At 68.2% G+C, this 16,461-nt stretch carries 16 protein-coding genes; 3 read left to right on the top strand and 13 right to left on the bottom strand.

Annotated features, from left to right (window positions below; all coding sequences use genetic code 11):
* Nucleotides 1–26: 26 nt before the first annotated feature.
* Genes thrC through thrA form a run of 3 tightly spaced genes read right to left on the bottom strand, consistent with a single transcriptional unit; the run spans nucleotide 27 to nucleotide 4,758 of the window.
* Nucleotides 27–1,313: a threonine synthase gene (gene thrC, locus E5790_RS00190; protein ID WP_111206802.1), complete on the bottom strand. Its 1,287-nt coding sequence runs from the start codon at nucleotides 1,311–1,313 to the stop codon at nucleotides 27–29.
* Between the two features lie 29 nt (nucleotides 1,314–1,342).
* Entirely contained in the window at nucleotides 1,343–2,257 is a 915-nt protein-coding gene (locus E5790_RS00195) for a homoserine kinase (protein ID WP_111206801.1), read from the bottom strand.
* Complete coding sequence (thrA, locus tag E5790_RS00200) at nucleotides 2,254–4,758, bottom strand: bifunctional aspartate kinase/homoserine dehydrogenase I (RefSeq protein WP_111206800.1); 2,505 nt, start codon at nucleotides 4,756–4,758, stop codon at nucleotides 2,254–2,256. Before thrA ends, E5790_RS00195 begins: the two co-directional genes overlap by 4 nt.
* A 27-nt stretch (nucleotides 4,759–4,785) precedes the next feature.
* Between thrA and E5790_RS21885 the strand changes: the two genes are divergently transcribed.
* Nucleotides 4,786–5,106, top strand: a complete 321-nt coding sequence (locus tag E5790_RS21885; RefSeq protein WP_164072103.1) for a hypothetical protein — start codon at nucleotides 4,786–4,788, stop codon at nucleotides 5,104–5,106.
* An 8-nt stretch (nucleotides 5,107–5,114) separates the two neighbouring features.
* On the opposite strand, the gene E5790_RS00205 is transcribed toward E5790_RS21885, so the two are convergent.
* Complete coding sequence (locus tag E5790_RS00205; RefSeq protein ID WP_032957678.1) at nucleotides 5,115–6,065, bottom strand: DMT family transporter; 951 nt, start codon at nucleotides 6,063–6,065, stop codon at nucleotides 5,115–5,117.
* Nucleotides 6,066–6,234: 169 nt separating this feature from the next.
* A complete protein-coding gene (locus tag E5790_RS00210) occupies nucleotides 6,235–6,930 on the bottom strand; it encodes an AraC family transcriptional regulator (protein ID WP_111206799.1) in 696 nt (231 codons plus the stop codon).
* A gap of 103 nt (nucleotides 6,931–7,033) precedes the next feature.
* On the opposite strand from E5790_RS00210, the gene E5790_RS00215 reads away from it, so the two are divergent.
* Nucleotides 7,034–7,840 carry a DUF6491 family protein gene (locus E5790_RS00215; RefSeq protein WP_049406516.1) on the top strand — a complete coding sequence of 269 codons (807 nt, stop codon included), beginning with the start codon at nucleotides 7,034–7,036 and terminating at the stop codon, nucleotides 7,838–7,840.
* Here the strand turns inward: E5790_RS00215 and E5790_RS00220 are convergent.
* The 3 genes from E5790_RS00220 to E5790_RS00230 form a co-directional block, all read right to left on the bottom strand.
* Nucleotides 7,837–8,889, bottom strand: a complete 1,053-nt coding sequence (locus E5790_RS00220; RefSeq protein WP_111206798.1) for a linear amide C-N hydrolase — start codon at nucleotides 8,887–8,889, stop codon at nucleotides 7,837–7,839. The genes E5790_RS00215 and E5790_RS00220 overlap by 4 nt on opposite strands.
* 67 nt (nucleotides 8,890–8,956) lie before the next feature.
* On the bottom strand, nucleotides 8,957–9,370 hold the full coding sequence (locus tag E5790_RS00225; protein WP_049440814.1) for a DUF6691 family protein: 414 nt from the start codon (nucleotides 9,368–9,370) through the stop codon (nucleotides 8,957–8,959).
* Nucleotides 9,367–9,804 (bottom strand): YeeE/YedE family protein, encoded by a 438-nt coding sequence (locus tag E5790_RS00230; protein WP_111206797.1) that lies wholly within the window; start codon nucleotides 9,802–9,804, stop codon nucleotides 9,367–9,369. Before E5790_RS00230 ends, E5790_RS00225 begins: the two co-directional genes overlap by 4 nt.
* A gap of 86 nt (nucleotides 9,805–9,890) precedes the next feature.
* Here E5790_RS00230 and E5790_RS00235 point away from each other — a divergent pair, with 86 nt between their 5' ends.
* Entirely contained in the window at nucleotides 9,891–10,214 is a 324-nt protein-coding gene (locus E5790_RS00235; protein ID WP_032957672.1) for a metalloregulator ArsR/SmtB family transcription factor, read from the top strand.
* Nucleotides 10,215–10,217: 3 nt separating this feature from the next.
* Here the strand turns inward: E5790_RS00235 and E5790_RS00240 are convergent, their stop codons facing one another.
* From E5790_RS00240 to E5790_RS00260, 5 genes are all read right to left on the bottom strand, one after another.
* Nucleotides 10,218–10,646, bottom strand: a complete 429-nt coding sequence (locus E5790_RS00240) for a BLUF domain-containing protein (RefSeq protein WP_014646933.1) — start codon at nucleotides 10,644–10,646, stop codon at nucleotides 10,218–10,220.
* 83 nt (nucleotides 10,647–10,729) lie between these two features.
* Nucleotides 10,730–11,863: a hybrid sensor histidine kinase/response regulator gene (locus tag E5790_RS00245; RefSeq protein WP_032957670.1), complete on the bottom strand. Its 1,134-nt coding sequence runs from the start codon at nucleotides 11,861–11,863 to the stop codon at nucleotides 10,730–10,732.
* Nucleotides 11,860–12,435, bottom strand: a complete 576-nt coding sequence (locus E5790_RS00250; RefSeq protein ID WP_046430340.1) for a chemotaxis protein CheB — start codon at nucleotides 12,433–12,435, stop codon at nucleotides 11,860–11,862. Before E5790_RS00250 ends, E5790_RS00245 begins: the two co-directional genes overlap by 4 nt.
* Nucleotides 12,435–13,259 (bottom strand): CheR family methyltransferase, encoded by an 825-nt coding sequence (locus tag E5790_RS00255; protein ID WP_075076806.1) that lies wholly within the window; start codon nucleotides 13,257–13,259, stop codon nucleotides 12,435–12,437. Before E5790_RS00255 ends, E5790_RS00250 begins: the two co-directional genes overlap by 1 nt.
* Nucleotides 13,256–16,369 carry a response regulator gene (locus E5790_RS00260; RefSeq protein ID WP_111206796.1) on the bottom strand — a complete coding sequence of 1,038 codons (3,114 nt, stop codon included), beginning with the start codon at nucleotides 16,367–16,369 and terminating at the stop codon, nucleotides 13,256–13,258. The genes E5790_RS00255 and E5790_RS00260 overlap by 4 nt, the downstream gene beginning before the upstream one ends.
* Between the last annotated feature and the right edge of the window lie 92 nt (nucleotides 16,370–16,461).

Here is a 16,461-nt window from a genome sequence, read left to right on the forward strand (position 1 = left end):
TGGCCGGCAACCGGATCCCTCTCCGATCAACGCATCAACACCTCACGCAACGCCGCGTAATCTGCCGCCAGTGGTTCGGCGTGCGCCGGTCGCTGCAGCAAGGCATCCAGCGCAGGTGGCACCGCCACCGTTTCGTCGATCAGAGGCTCGACCACAGCCTCGAACTTGGCCGGATGCGCCGTGGCCACCACCGCCCAGTCGCCCTTGGCACCGCGTGCACGCAGGTCCTGCAGCACCTTTACCGCCGTCGCCGTGTGCGGGCAGAACAGCTCGCCGTGGCTGGCATGCGCTGCCGCAATGGTCGCGCGGATGGTCACGTCATCCACAGCGAACGCGCGGAACGCAGCTCGCAGTTCCGCGTCGTCACCGTGGTAGAGCCAGCGCAGTCGCTCGAAGTTGCTCGGCGCACCCACGTCCATTGCATTGGCCACCGTCGCCACACTCGCCTGCGGCTGGTAGTCGCCGCCATTGAAGTACGCCGGCAGCACGGCATTGGCATTGGTTGCCAGCACGATCTGACCGATCGGCACGCCCAGCGCGCGCGCCAGCACCGCCGCCATTGCATTGCCCAGATTGCCGGTCGGCACTACCAGATTGAGCCGGCGACGATGCGCGGCGTAGTGGGTCAACGCTGCATGCGCGTAGTAGCTCATCTGTGGCAGCAGGCGGCCCAGACTGATGCTGTTGGCCGAGCTCAACGGCACCTGCGCCTGCAGTTCGCGGTCGGCCAGCGCCTGCTTGACCATCGCCTGGCAATCGTCGAACGCACCGGCCACACGCAGGGCCTGGATGTTGTCGCCGAAACAACCGAGCTGATGCGCCTGGCGCGGAGATACGCGACCCTCCGGATACAGCACCACCACACGCACGCCCGGCTGGCGATGGAAGGCCGCTGCAACGGCGGCACCGGTATCGCCGGACGTGGCGACGACGATCGTCAGATCGCGGTCCTTGCCGGCCTGCAGCCGCGACAGCGTACCGGCGAGGAAGCGCGCGCCGATATCCTTGAACGCCGCCGTCGGCCCATGGAACAGCTCCAGCACGTGGTCACCCTCGCCGAGTGCACGCAGCGGCACCGGGAAGTCGAACGCTTCGCGGCAGATCGCCGGAAGCGCAGTCTCGAGTGCATCGCCCGCAAACAACGGTGCCAGCAGATCGGCAGCGGTATCGGCCAGGGTCGCCCCGGCCTGCAGTTCGCGGGCGGCCGGCAGACGCGCGGGGACGTACAGCCCGCCATCGGGCGCCAATCCGGCGGCGATCGCCGCGCTGAGGCCAACGGCGGGCGACTGGCCGCGGGTCGAAACAAATTGCATGGGTTCGGTATCCAGAGAAGGGGAAGGATTCAGCACAGCCGGGCTCCCGGCGCATCCAGCGGCGATACCCAGGCGTCACTGTCGAAGCCGGCCGCAGCGAACGCTGCCTGCACCGGCGCCACGGCGGCGCGGGCCTGGTCGGCATCCTCGAACCAGGCGAACACGCTGGGTCCGGCACCGGAGATGCCCGCGCCCATTGCATGGGCCGACAGCGCTGCATCACGGGCGGCCTCGAAGCCGGCAATCAATCCGGCCCGCCGCGGTTCGACCAGCACATCGCGCAGTCCCGCGCGTACCAGCGTCGCATCACTGCGATGGCAACCACTGAGCACCAGCGCGAGGTTCGCGCTCTGTGCCACGAACTCGCCCAGCGCATAGCTGCCCTGCAGGGCCTGGCGGGCACGGCGCGTTTCCAGCACCGCGTGCGGATGCACCAGCAGGCTGTGCCAGCTGGCAGGCACCGGGATCGGCAACAGGCGATCGGCCGTACACAACGCCAGGCCGCCCAGCAGCAGCGGGCCGACGTTGTCACCGTGACGGCCACCACTGGCCACCGCCTCACCGTCCAGCGCGTACGGGTACAGCGCCTCGCGCGGCAGCGGGGCCTGCAGCAGCGCATTGGCGGCGACCAGCGCTGCGACACTCGACGCTGCCGAACCGCCCATGCCGGAACCGAAGGGAATGCCCTTGTCGATCTCGACCGCGAAACCGAAGTCCAGGCCCAGGCCTTCGCGCAGCGACATCAGCGCAGCCCCGGCAGTGTTGCCGGCGGCGTCCAGTGGCAGCGCGACGGCACTGCCACGGATCGCATCGATCCGCACCGCCGGCTCGTCGATGCAGCGCACGCTCACGGTATCGCCGATACCGGCAATGGCATGGCCGAGAATGTCGAAGCCCACGGCCACGTTGGCCACCGAGGCAGGCGCGAACGCACGTGCGATCACAGCCGTGCTCCTTCACCGGCGGCGACCCGCAGCAGGTCCGCGAACACACCTGCTGCCGTCACTTCCGGACCCGCACCCGGCCCTTGCACCACCAACGGGTTGTCGCAGTAGCGACGGGTACGGAACTGCACCACGTTGTCGGTCAGCCGCAGGTTGGCGAAGGCGTGGTCGGCCGGCAGCTCCTGCAGCCCCACCGAGGCACCGTCGGCGCCCAGCTGTGCCACATAGCGCAGCACCGCGCCGCGCGCCCGCGCATCCTGCAGGCGTTGCAGCAGGCTGGCGTCGGACTCGCCCAGCCGTGCCATGAAGTCATCCACGCTGCCCTCGCGCAGCAGCGCCGGCACCAGGCTCTCCACCTGTACCTGTTCCAGGCTGAGTGCATGGCCCGCCTCGCGGGCAAGGATCACCAGCTTGCGCGCCACGTCCACGCCGGACAGATCATCGCGCGGGTCCGGCTCGGTGTAGCCCATCGACCGCGCCTGCGCCACCAGCGCGGAGAACGGCTGGCTGCCATCGAAGCGGTTGAACAGCCAGGCCAGCGTGCCGGAGAAGATGCCTTCGATGGCCAGCACCTCGTCACCGGTATCGACCAGGTCACGCAGCGTGGTGATCACCGGCAGGCCAGCGCCCACCGTGGCCTCGTAGCGGAAACGCGCACCACTGGCCGCCGCCGCGGCGCGGATGCGCTGGTAGCGCGGCAGCGGCCCGGCGCCGGCCTGTTTGTTCGGTGTGACCACGTGGATGCCGGCTGCCAGCCAGCCCTCATAGCGCTCGGCCACCTCGGCACTGCCACTGCAGTCGATCACCACCGCATGCGGCAGGTGCGCGGCCAGCAGGTGTTCGGTGAAGCGATCCAGATCGCTGGGCTCACCCGCCTGCTGAAGGGCTTCGCGCCAGTCGGCATGCAGCCCATCCGCATCCAGCCGCATGCGCGAACGCGAGGCCAGTGCGCGCAGGCGCAGGTCGACATTGGCCTTGGCCAGCAACTGCGGGCGCGCGGCCAGCAGCTGGTCCAGCAGCGCGGCACCGACGTTGCCAGGCCCGATCACGCCCACCGCGAAGGTCTGCGGCGACAGCCAGAAGCCGGCATGCGCGGCGCGCAGGGCGCGGGTGGCATCGGCACTGTCCACCGCCACCGAAATGTTGCGCTCGGACGAGCCCTGCGCGATTGCCAGGATGTTCACCTGCGCGCGGCCCAGCGCCTCGAACAGGCGCGCCGCCACGCCAGGTTGGCCGGCCATGCCGTCGCCCACTGCCGCCAGAACGCTGACGCCCTCGCTGACCTGCACGCGCTGCACCTGGCCCACCGACAGCTCATGCGCAAACGCATGCAGCAGCGCCTCGCGGCCACGTGCAGCTTCGGCGGCGCGCACCACGCAGCAGATCGAATGTTCCGACGAACCCTGCGAGATCATCACCACCGACACCTGCGCCTGGCGCAGGGCAGCGAATACGCGCTCTGCAGTGCCTGGCACGCCGATCAGGCCGGTGCCTTCCAGGTTCAACAGGGCCAGGCCCGGGCTCAGGGTCAGGCCCTTTACCGGCCCACGCGGCGAGCGCTCGGCACTGATGCGCGTACCCGGATGCGCCGGTTGGAACGTATTGCGGATGAAGATCGGCAGGCCCAGGCGGATCGCCGGCGACATCGTCTGCGGGTGCACCACTTTGGCGCCGAAGTAGGCCAGTTCGCAGGCCTCGTCGTAGCTGAGCGATTCCAGCTGCACGGCTTCGGGTACCAGGCGCGGGTCGGCTGACAGCACGCCGTCGACGTCGGTCCAGATGTGCAGTTCATCGGCATTGAACAGCGCGGCGAAGATCGCGCCGGAGTAGTCACTGCCGTTGCGGCCCAGGGTGGTGATGCGGTCATCACGGTCACGCGCGACGAAACCGGTGGCGACCAAGCGCGGCTGCGGATGCTGCAGGCGCCATTGCGCGAGGCGGTCGGCGCTGGCTTCCCAGTCGACATCGACGCCCAGCTCGCCATGCCCGACCACCAGCACATCGCGCGCATCGAGCACCGCACAGTCTTCTCCCAAGGCACGCAGGTGGGTGCCAAGCAGCTGCGCGGAGAACACTTCGCCCAGGCCCTGCACGCGGTCCAGCACCTCGCGCGGCAGCTCGCCGATCACCGCCAGCGCCGCCAGCACTTCGGCCAGCTGATCGAAGCGGGCGTCGATCCATTCGACCGTCTCGCCGACCTGCTCGCCCAGCAGCGCCACGGCGGCGCCACGGTGGCGCGCGCGCAGGGCATGCCAGGCCTCGCGCCAACCCTGGTCACCCTTTGCCGCCAGCTGCGCCAGATCGATCAGCGCGTCGGTGACCCCCTTCATCGCCGAGACGACAGTGACCTGCAGCGACTCAGGACGGGCCAGCAGCAGGCCGGCAACATGGCGATAGCGTTCGGCATCGGCCACCGAGGTGCCGCCGAACTTGTGCACGACAGTGGACGGTGCAGCCAGATCGGCCGGGGCAACGGGATGGGCGGGGGCGTGGGAAGACATGCAGACCTCGGTAGGAGGCCCCGTCGCATGCAGGTGTCGAGTTTCCCCGCCACCTGGATGGTGCGGGGCCGTGGTTTTCGGGAGTTACACGAAGACGACGGGCCGCACCAGGGCAGTGGTGACGGTGGTGGTGGTAATGGTGGTGGTGGCGACCGGCGCAGTCGGACGGCCCGCAATGGCGGGGGCGATCAGGCTGGCGTGGGCGGCATCAAGGACCATGACGCACAGAAAACACTGTGCGCCGGCCCGCTGTCAAGTGCTGCGATGCAAAAAATCATTGCGGCGATCATCGGCCAACGTGCCGGCATTTGGTTGCATCTGAGACCAAGCCGGCATCAGCACGCTTGACGCCCACATCAGCCTGCATGTTCGGCGATCGCCCGTGGCGAGCGATGGGCATGCGCGCACAGCATCACGCCGGCCACCAGGAACACGATCGCCAGCGCCTCCAGCAGCGAGGGCCAGCGCTGCTGCCAGGCGAAGGCATACGCCAGCGCGAACAGCGTCTCGAACACGATCATCTGCCCGGTCAGGGTCAATGGCAGCAGGCGGCTGGCACGGTTCCAGAACGCGTTGCCGAGGATCGAGGCCACCACTGCCACGCCGGCGCTGATCGCCCAGAAGCCACTCCACTGCGCCGCAGTGTGGGTACCGCTGTGGCCGATGAAGGCCATCGGCACCAGCAGCAGGGCCAGGCCGCCAGTGGTGACGCCGGTCAGCAACGACCAGTCGTGGCTGGACAGGTCCGGCCGGCGCGCCAGCCAACGACTGTTGCCGATCGAGTACAGCGCCCACGAGAACAGCGCACCGAACGCACAGAGCAGGCCAATCAGGCGCTGCCGCCACGGTGTTGCGAGGTGTTCGGACATCAATGCTTCCCAGCCCACCAGCGCCACGCCGAGCACGCACAGGCCCAGCGCCGGCAGCAGCTGCTTCAACGGCACCGCGCCCTGCTCGCGCACGCCAACCACAGTGACCACCACCGGAATCAGGCCGACAATCAATGACGCCGCCGCGCCACCGGCCCACTGCACCGCCGTGGCCAGCAGCAGGAAGTACACCAGGTTGCCGGCCAGGCTCAGCCACAGCAGCCCGAACCATTCGGCGCGGCCCAGCCGCGGTGCCAGCCGCTTCCAGCGCGGCAGCAGCAGAGCGATGGCAATCAGGCCATAGACCAGGTAGCGACCGGCGGACAGTTGCAGGGCATTGAACGACTGCAGCACGGCGGGCGCGAGAAAGACCACGCCCCACAGCGCGCCAGCGGCAACGCCATTGGCGATGCCCAGGGCCATCGGGTTGTTGCGCATTCGGGTTCTTCGGGGGAAGAGAACGGGCCGCGCAGTGTAAGCGCTCACCAGTGGCGCCCTCTTGACCGAGGCTATTGCCTTTGTCATCTCTGTAGAGCCGAGCCAATGCTCGGCTGCGATTGGCCGCTGTGCAGATAAGGGCAGCCGAGCGTGGGCTCGGCTCTACAGGTCAGATGGCGCCCCTGCGCCAGGCGGCCGGCGTCTGCCCGCACTCACGACGCAGCGCACGGGTCAGTGCACTCTGCTCGGAATAGCCTGCCGCCAGCGCGATATCGCTGATCGGCGCCGCACTGGTACGCAGTTGGTGCTTGGCCCAACGCAACCGGCTTGCACTGAGCCAGGCCTGCGGGCTCAGCCCGAACTCCCGCTGGAACAGCGCGTGCAACCGGCTTTCGCTGACACCGACGAAGGCGGCCATGCGTGCTACCGGCCACGCCTGGCCCGGATCAACCTGCACCGCCGCGCACAGGCCCTGCAGGCGCGCACCACTGCCCGCCGGTGCGAACACCTGGAGCAGCTGCGGCAACAGGGCCGGCAGTGCCTGGCCCTCACACACCTGCGCCAGGCGCTGTCGCAGCGCCAGTGGCAGATGCAGCCAGCGCTGGCGGCACAGGTGTTCCTGGGTACCGTCATCGAGCACACCCGGGGGGCAGTCGACGATCACGAAAGCATTCGGGCCATCGGCCATCTGGTCGTGTGCTTCGCCAGCCGCGACGAAGGCCCCCTGCAGCAGGTCCAGGCGACCACCGCGGCGTTGCATCTCGAACTGCAGTTCGCCCTGCAGCGGCAGCACCCACTGCGCGTAGTCATGACGGTCCAGGCCGGTGGCCTGGCCGTAGTGCCGCAGGTGGAAGATCGCGCCCATATGACGAGTGTGCGCGTGCTGGCATTTCCCTGCAACGCGGCCCCGGCACCGGCCATGCTATGTTCCAGCCAGTTACAGACGCAGGGATGGCAGGATGAACAGCATGATCCGATTGCTTCCGCTGGCACTGGCCAGCGCCTTACCCCTGGCCGCCCTGGCCCAGGCGCCATCCGCGCCATCGGCCGCCGAGCGCATCGCACCTGCACCGCACTGCCTGGACGCACGTGACGTACGCCAGGTCGAGCAGGAGACACCGACCGCCATCGCGGTCCGTGATGGCAGGGGCCAGGCCTTCCGCATCGACTTCAGCGCAGCCTGCCCGGGTGTCAACGAAGCCAGCGCACTGCGGCTGGAGGCGCCTTCGGGCTGGGCCTGCGGCCGTCCCAGTGAACAGGTGATGGTGGATGGCCGCCGCTGCGGCGTCGGCAGTGTCACCCCCATCGACAACCGGGAGTTCGCCAGCACCGCACGCCAGAGCAGCCGCCTGTACGCGGCCACCCTGCCGCCGGTGAACGTGACCGCCACAGGCAAGCCCAGCCGTGGCGGCAGCAGCCCGCGCCATACCTTCCAGGCCTCGCCAGCGTTCTGCTTCGCCACCCGCCATGTGCGCAGCTGGAACGAGGATCCGCAAGGCGTGGTGGTGGAGACCAATCCGCGCCGCAATGGCGGCAATCGCTACTACCGCGTCGAACTGGCCGGCAGCTGCTCGATCCTGGCCGGGGCGACCTCGGTGGAATTCCAGTCCGGTTTCCAGAACGGCCTGATCTGTGGCAATCCGGGCGATCGCATCGTGGAGACGCCGTCCGGAATCCCCGGCGACATGCGCGCCAGCACGCCGCGCTTCGCCCGCCCGGGCTGCAGCGTGCTGGCGGTCTATCCGAAGGACGCGCCGGACCAGGCCTCGCGCTAGCCGTCCACGCCGAGGAAGGCGAACGGTGCACTGGGTACGAAGTGACCCAATGCATCGCCGGCGAACGTGTTGCGCTGGTCCTTGCCAAGGTCGAGCTTGAGCACCTGGCCGCCGAAATCGACCTTGTTCAGATCGATCCAGAAGGTGTTGGGGGTCAGCGCCGATTCGAAGAAGTACAACCGCCGCTTGTGGTCGGCCACCGTGCGCCAGCGCGTCGATGAGATGTTCGGCTCGCCCGGCGTGGTGATGCCATACGGCACCGACGCATTGCGGATCACGCTGAACACGCTGGCCAGCGCTTCCACCGGGTCCTCGGCCTTGGGAATGGCATTGATGTAGAACGACGCACGCGCGAAGCGGTCGGACGAGCGGTTGGTACCTGGCAGCATCACCGTGCCACCGATCTGCTGCCAGTAGCTGTTGAGTGCCAGCTGCTGCTCGAAGATCGGCGAGTTGGTCATCACCTGGTAGCGCCGGTCATGGTGGATCACCTGGCGCCCCCCGATGTACTCGACGATGGCACTGTCGCCGCTCGCGTCGGACAGCGACAGATGCAGCGTTGCCTGGCGGTCCTCGCCCGGCACCTTGTCGGTGACGATCGAGTACGGCTCACGCTTCAGCGCCGCCACCGCCTCGTCCACGGTCGCGAAATTGTCCAGCACATACTGCGCCCACAGCGAGATCGCCAGTCCCGGCTTGTTGCCGCGCTGCTGCGGATACTCCGATTCGACCAGCCACAGCAGGTTGGCCACCAGGCCCTTCTCGTTCATGCCATCGGTGGTCGACACGTCGTAGCCGGTGGCCACCACCGAACCATAGCGCGCTGTCCAGGCCAGCGACTTCGGTCCGGCCTGGCCGGTGCGCGCGATGCCGCGCGGCAGCACATAGAGGTTGGTCGCCACGTCGACCTTCCAGTCCATCGAGCGTGCGGTGATCACATCACCGTTGTCACCCAGGTACACCGCGCGCGTGCAGGCCAGCGCCGGTGCCACCGCAGCGGCCAGTGCGACCGCCAGCATTGCCCTGCCCGTCCACTTCATCCGTATCATGTCGTTGTGCTCCTTTCCCCGTGAACCCCGGATCTGACCGCACGCAGGGTGACACAGGGGTGAAGCCTCAGCGTACGACCCGATCGTGCAGCCAGAAACCTGCAAGCATTGCAGGCACGAACCACAGCGCTTCACGCGATGCGACTGCCAGCCCGGCGATGGCCGGTCCCGGGCAATAGCCAGCCCATCCCCAGCCGATACCGAACAGAGCGGCACCCAGGAGCAGGCGCGCATCGACATCACGCGCACTGGGCAGCTGGAAGCGCACCGCGAACCACGGCTGCGCGCGGCGCAGCACCCAGCGCTGGCCGACCGCACTGACCAACAGCGCCGCGCCCAGCACCCACACCAGGGTGGGATCGAAATCACCTGCAATGTCGAGGAAGCCGAGCACACGGCGCGCGTCGGTCATCCCCGAAAGCGCCAGCCCCGCACCGAACAGCGCACCCGCCGCTGCCGCGGCCCCTGTCGCGCGGCTCATGCCGGGCCTCCGCCGTGGCGGATGAGGAACGTCGTCAGCATCGCGCAGGCCATGAACACCAGCACCGCCAGCAGCGAGCGCTTCGAGCCGCGAGCCATGCCACAGACGCCGTGACCACTGGTACAGCCACTGCCCAAGCGGGTGCCGAAGCCCACCAGCAGGCCGGCGCCGATCAACTGCCAGGCAGGCAAGGCATCGCGCAACTGTACCCGCGGCAACGCTTCGGGCAGCGACTGCCACCACAGCACCAGCCCGGCCGCCGCGAGCAGGCCAGACAGGAAGGCCCAGCGCCATCCGCGCTCGCCTTCCGCTGCGCGCAGGCTGCCTGCGGCGATCCCGCTGATACCGGCCACACGCCCGAGGGTGGCGAGCAACAGCACTGCGGCGGCGCCGATCGACCCACCGCCGGCTACCGCAGTCCACGGCAGGTTCATGCCCTGCCCTCATTCACGCCCTTCATGGGATTGCCCTTTTATTTAGATTTATCTAAATTAGACACGTCTAAACAAAAAGGTCAACCATGCCCAGCACCCCGCTCGACAGTGCCGCGATGGCCAAGCACGCCGCGCAGGCCGCTGCCCTGCTCAAGCGCCTGGCCCATCCTGCCCGCTTGCGCGTGCTGTGCCGCCTGGTCGAAGGCGAAGCGCCGGTACCGGAGCTGCAGGCGCTGACCGGATTGAGTGCGTCCGCGCTGTCGCAGCACCTGGCTGTGCTGCGCGATATGGACATCGTGGCGACCCGGCGCGAAGCACAGGCCATCCACTACCGCATGCAGGAAGGGCCCGCATTGGGCGTGCTGCAGGCGCTGCATGCCGCCTATTGCGGCGGCGGCACCTCGGGCTGACGCTCAGCCGGCGTGCAGTGCTGGCTGCACAACGTTGTCGAGCAGGTCCACCGGCGTCGGCGCGGAGCGATCACCCTGCAGCGTACGGGTAAAGCCCGACCAGTCACTGGATGACAGCTGGCGCAACAGCGCCTCCTCCACCGGCAGCGCGCGCATCGACCAGTACGGAAACTGGCGCTGGCCCAGGCGGCCGCGCGCCAGTTCAATGATGTCGATATGGCTGCCGGCCTGCAGGATGCGTTCGTAGACCGAACCGATGCCATCCGGCGGCCCTTCGATGTACTGCAGGAAACGCCCGCCGTCGTGCAGCAGCACGCCGGTCACGCCGGCCATCTTGTTGAAGCGGGCCGCATCGTCGACCAGCGCCTGCAGCCGTCGAGCGGAGAGATCCGGCAGCGCCCGGCTGACATAGGCGATCGCACGCAGTGGCATGGTGCTTCCTTGGCAATATCTGCCGCCACGGTAGCAGTTGCGGACGAGCCCGTCTCAGATCCACGCGTCGCTTGCTGAAGGATTCAGCTGGCCGCCGTTGCCGGGCTTTCAGAGCGCCGTGGCAGCGTCGCCTCGAACACCACCTGCCCCGCCTCGTTGCGCGCGCCGATGTGGCCGCCGTGCGCGCGGACGAACTGATCAACGATGTACAGGCCCAGCCCCAGGCCATTGCTGGGGTGGAAACTGGCCTTGAACGGCTCGAACAATCGCGGCAGCAGCGCGTCGTCGATCCGCCCGGCGTTGCTTACCCGCAGCAGCACGCTGCGCGGATCGCGGCCGTCCACCTCCACCCTCGCCTCGCTGCCATGGGTAAGCGCGTTGCCGACCAAGTTCGCGGCGACCTGGCCAAGCCGATCCAGATCACCCTGCAGGCGGGTATCGCCCTGCATGTCGAGATGCACCCGTGCGTGGCCGTGGGCGCTGCCCGCTTCGGCCACCACGGCACGCGTCACTTCCGCAAGATCGCAGGCACTTGCCTGCAGGCGCAGGCCGCCGCTGCGGATCCGCGAAAAGTCCAGCAGCTGCTCGACCATCCGCGCCATGCGCAGGGTGCTGGCTTCCAGGTGCTTCAGGGTCTGCTGCGCACCGGCATTGTCCTCTGGAAGCTCCAGCGCCAGCTTGTCGGCACACAGCAGGATCGCCGACAGCGGCGTGCGCAGGTCATGGGTGAGCACGGCCGCCATCGTCTCGTTGAGCTTGAGCGAACGTTCCAGCGCCTCGTTGCGCGCCTTCAGCAGCTGGCGCTGCTGGTAGAGCTCGATGAAGACGTTGACCTTGCTCAGGATCACCTGCGGTGCGACCGGCTTGTGCAGGAAATCGACCGCACCGGTTTCGTAGCCCTTGAAGGCACGCACCGGATCATCCGGCGAGGCGGTCAGGAAGATGATCGGCACATCGCGGCTGCGGTGCGAACCGCGCATCAGCTCGGCCAGGGTGAAACCATCGATCTCCGGCATGTGCACATCCAGCAATGCCAGCGCCACCTCGTGCTCCAGCAGCAGCTCCAGCGCCTGCGCACCCGAGCCCGCAAGCAGCAGGTTCACGCCCTCGCGCTGCAGCAGCGCCTGCATGGCTACCAGGTTCTGCGGCACGTCATCGACGATCAGCAGGTTGACCGGGGTCTGCGACTGCGCAGGGTCCGGTGGCAACAGGTTCATGCAAACAACTCCTTCAGGCGACGGCACATCAGTTCAAGGGGCAGCACGGCATCGGCGCCAGCGTGCTGCAGGGCGGAGGCCGGCATCATCGATGCCTCGGCCTCCTCGGGACATTGCAGCCAGGCGCGGCCACCAGCGGCGCGCACGGCGGCCACGCCTTCGCTGCCATCACTGCTGGCACCGGTCAGCAGCAAGGCCAGCACCTGCGCGCCGAACACCGCTGCCGCCGACTCGAACAGCGGATCGATGGCCGGGCGAGAAAACAGTACCGGGGCGTCCACCGACAGCGCCAGCGAACCGGCGTCTTCCACCAGCAGGTGATAGTCCGGTGGCGCAAAGGTCACCGTGCCAGGCTGCAGCGGCTGCTTGTCTTCGGCCTCGCGCACCGGCAGCGCGCAGTACGGCGCCAGCACTTCGGCGATGCGGCTGCTGCGATCGCGTGGCAGGTGCAGCACTGCCAGCACCGGCGCCGGCAGTGCCGCAGGCAGCGCGCCAAGCACCGTCTGCAGCGCTGCGACCCCACCCGCAGAGGCCCCGATCACCAGCACGGCCGGTCGTATCGGCAGGCTCATCAGGCGACTTTCCGGTACAGGCGATGCTCGCGCGAGCAGACCTCGAACGCACCGTGGTGGCGCCCGAACTGCAGCGACTCCTTGCTGCCCAGGCCAAGGAAGCCGCGATGCACCAGCGCATCACGGAACAGGCCCACCGCGCGATCCTGCAGGTCGCGGTTGAAATAGATCAGCACGTTGCGGCACGACACCAGGTGCACTTCGGAGAACACGGTGTCGGTGGCCAGGCTGTGGTCGGCGAACACCACGTTGCGGCGCAGCTGGCGGTTGAACACCGCGCCATCGTAGGCCGTGGCGTAGTAGTCGGAGAGCGAAGCGGTGCCGCCGGCCGCCAGGTAGTTGCGGCTGAACTGGGCCATGCGGTCGATGCCATAGGCGCCGGCTTCGGCGGTGGCCAGCGCTGCCGGATTGATGTCGGTGGCGTAAACGATGCTGCGCTCGAGCAGGTCTTCCTCGTGCAGCAGGATCGCCAGTGACCACACTTCCTCGCCCGTACTGCAGCCAGCCACCCACAGCTTCACCGAGGGATAGGTGCGCAGCACCGGCACCACCTGCTCGCGCAGCTCACGGAAATAGGCCGGGTCACGGAACATCTCCGACACCTGCACTGTGAAGAACTGCATCGCCTGCGCGAACAGGTCCGGCTCGTGCAGCAGGCGGTGCTGCAGGTCGGCCAGCCGCTCGCACTCGTAGCGCTGCATGGCCTGGCGGATGCGCCGCCGCAGCGACGATACCGCGTAGCTGCGGAAGTCGTAGTGGTAGCGCTGGTACAGCGCTTCCAGCAGCACCTTCAGTTCCAGGTCGAACAGCGCCTGCTCGTTCATTGCCGCGAGCACCAGACACGGCACAGCGAGACCAGCTTGTCGACATCGATGGGCTTGGCGATGTAATCGTTGGCACCGGCCTGCAGGCATCGCTCACGGTCGTCCGGCATGGCCTTGGCGGTCAGCGCGATGATCGGCAGGTCCTGCAGGTGGCGCTGCGCGCGGATCTCGCGCATCGCGGCCAGCCCATCCTTCTCCGGCATCATGATGTCCATCAGCACCAGATCGACCTCGCGCTCGGCCAGGCGATCCACCGCTTCCTGGCCATTGCGCGCGATCTCCAGCGTGACGCCGAGCGGTTCGAGCACGCTGGACAGCGCGAAGATGTTGCGGACATCGTCTTCGGCCAGCAGCACGGTACGGCCATCGAGCACGGTGTCGCGACGGCGCGCTTCGCGCAGCAGGCGCTGCTGGTCGGTCGGCAGGCTGGCCTCGACGCTGTGCAGGAACAGGGTCACTTCATCCAGCAGGCGTTCCGGCGAACGCGCACCCTTGATGATGATGCTCTTGGAATAGCGGCGCAGGCGCTGCTCTTCCTCGCGGCTGAGCGCGCGGCCGGTATAGACGATCACCGGCGGGAAACCGACCTCATCGTTGCCGGCCATGTGTTCAAGCAGGTCGTAGCCGCTGCCGTCGGGCAGCGACAGGTCCATCACCATGCAGTCGAACGTGACCGTGCTGAGCTGTTCCAGTGCATCGGCCAGGGTGCCCACCGCGACGATCTGCAGCTGGTCGCGGCCCAGCAGCAGTTCCAGGTTGCTGCGCAGCTCGCTGTCGTCCTCGACGATCAGCAGGCGCCGCACGTCGCGCTGGCTGGTCTGTTCCAGCTGCTCGATGGCCGTCACCAGCCGCTCGCGCGTGGTCGGCTTGATCGCGAAGCCGATCGCGCCCAGCTCGCGCGCCACCTGGCTGCGGTCCGTTGCCGAGACCACATGCACCGGGATGTGCCGGGTTTCGGGGTTGCGCTTCAGGCGCTCCAGCACGCTCAGGCCCGACACGTCCGGCAGGCCGATATCAAGCAGGATGCCGTTCGGACGCAGCTCACTGGCGAGCGTCAGCGCTTCTTCCGCCGTACCCGCCACCACGCAGTCGAAGTCCAGTTCATGGGCCAGGGCCACCAGTGCCTCGGCGAACGTGGCATCGTCCTCGACCGCCAGGATCAGGCGCCCGGCGCGCTGGCGGCGGCCGCGGTCGTCGGCCACGCCGGCCGACGCAGTGGCCGGCGCCGACGCAGTGGCAGCGCGCACCGGCGCCGGCGGCAGCACGGCCGGTGTCCGTGCCGGCGCCGGCACTGCCACGGGGGCCTCGGCAGCCTCGGCTGCGCTCGCCGCGGGGGCGCCCTGCAATGGCAGCTCCAGGATGAAGCAGCTGCCGCGCCCGGGCTCGCTGTCGACCTGGATCTGGCCGCCCATGCGCTCGGCCAGATCGCGCGAGATCGACAGGCCCAGGCCGGTACCGCCGTAGCGACGGCGGGTGCTGCCGTCGGCCTGGCGGAAGGCTTCAAAGATGACGTCCAGCTGCTCGCGGGCGATGCCGATGCCGGTGTCGCAGACCTCGAACCGGATGCGGCCATTGCCGGCCGCACGCACGTGCAGGCTGACCTTTCCGTGCTCGGTGAACTTCACCGCGTTGGCCAGCAGGTTCTTCAGGATCTGCTGCAGCCGCTGGCTGTCGACCACCAGCTGGCTCGGTGCCAGCGCATCGGCTTCGATCTGCAGGGCCAGGCCCTTCTGCCGCGCCATCGGCTCGAAGGTCTCGCGCAGGCGCTGCAGCGCGCTGTCGACCACCACCACTTCATCGGACAGTTCGACATGGCCGGCCTCGATGCGCGACAGGTCGAGGATGTCGTTGATCAGTGCCAACAGATCGTTGTTGGACGAAAGGATCGCACGGGCGTACTTCACCTGTTCTTCGGTGAGCGTGCCGTCCTTGTTGTCGGCCAGCAGCTTGGCCAGGATCAGCGAGCTGTTCAGCGGCGTGCGCAGTTCGTGCGACATGTTGGCCAGGAACTCGGACTTGTAGCGCGACGTCGCGGCCAGTTCGTTGCTGTTGCGCACCAGCTGGCTCTGCGCGACCAGCAGCGCCTGCTTCTGCGCCTCCAGCTCGTGGGTGCGCTCTTCCAGCTGCACGTTGCTCTGTTCCAGCTCGGCCTGCTGTTCTTCCAGGTGGCTCTGCGACTGCAGCAGGCTGCGGCTCTGCTCTTCCAGCTCCTCGTTGGCCACGCGCAGCTCTTCCTGCTGGGCCTGCAGCTCCTCGCCCTGGCGCTGCGACTCTTCCAGCAGCACCACCAGTTGCGCACGCAACAGCGATGCGCGCAGCGCCATGCCGATGGTCTCGGCACAGCGCTCCAGCAGCTCGCGATCCAGATCACGCTGTTCACCGACCCGGGCGCGGCCCAGTTCGATGATGCCGACCACGGCACCATCGCTGCTGAGCGGCGCCAGGATGCGCTCGCGCACCGGCAGCCGGCCCAGGCTGGTCTGCAGTTCAAGCACGACGGCATCGTCGCCATGCAGGTGGCGGATCCGTTCATCACGAGCGACCTGCCCGGCCAGCCCTTCGTGCAGGGCCAGCGAGGCCGGCGCGCCCGAAGGCAGCGCCATGCCACCGGTCAGCTGCAGCCGTCCGCCTTCCAGCCGATAGACCGCACCGACCTCCGCGTCCAGCTGCCCGGCCAGGCTCGTCGCAGCCGCCTCGGCGATCTGCTCCGGCCCCAGGTCGCCGCGCAGGCTCGACGCCACCGCGTTCTCGGCCTCCTGCAGCCAGAGCGCGCGCATGGCCTGGCGGCGGGCCTGGATGGCGCGCGAGACGATCAGCGCGATCATCAGGAAGGCGCAGCCACCGATGGTGCGGTTGACGAACGAGAACGACGAGTTGTTGCTGGCGGGCGCCACGTTGAAGCCGATCACCAGCAGGACACAGGCGATCATCGCGACCACGAACGGCGCGCGCGCACTGCGCTGGAACACCGTGACGCCCACGGCCAGGAAATAGGCCAGCCAGACCGCGTATCCCAGCGGCACCACCAGTTCCAGCGCGATGGTCGCCGCCAGCAATACGGCAGAGGTCATCCAGATCCAGCGGTCACGCGTAGTCGCACCAGGACGCATGCAGGTCGGTTCCAGAAGGCAAAGGGTGGAAGATGGTACTCCGTGTCGCATTCAGCCGCACAGGACAAATGGCACGTGTCAGGTGTGCACGC

Source organism: Stenotrophomonas sp. PAMC25021 (assembly GCF_004795795.1).
Taxonomy (GTDB): domain Bacteria; phylum Pseudomonadota; class Gammaproteobacteria; order Xanthomonadales; family Xanthomonadaceae; genus Stenotrophomonas; species Stenotrophomonas muris.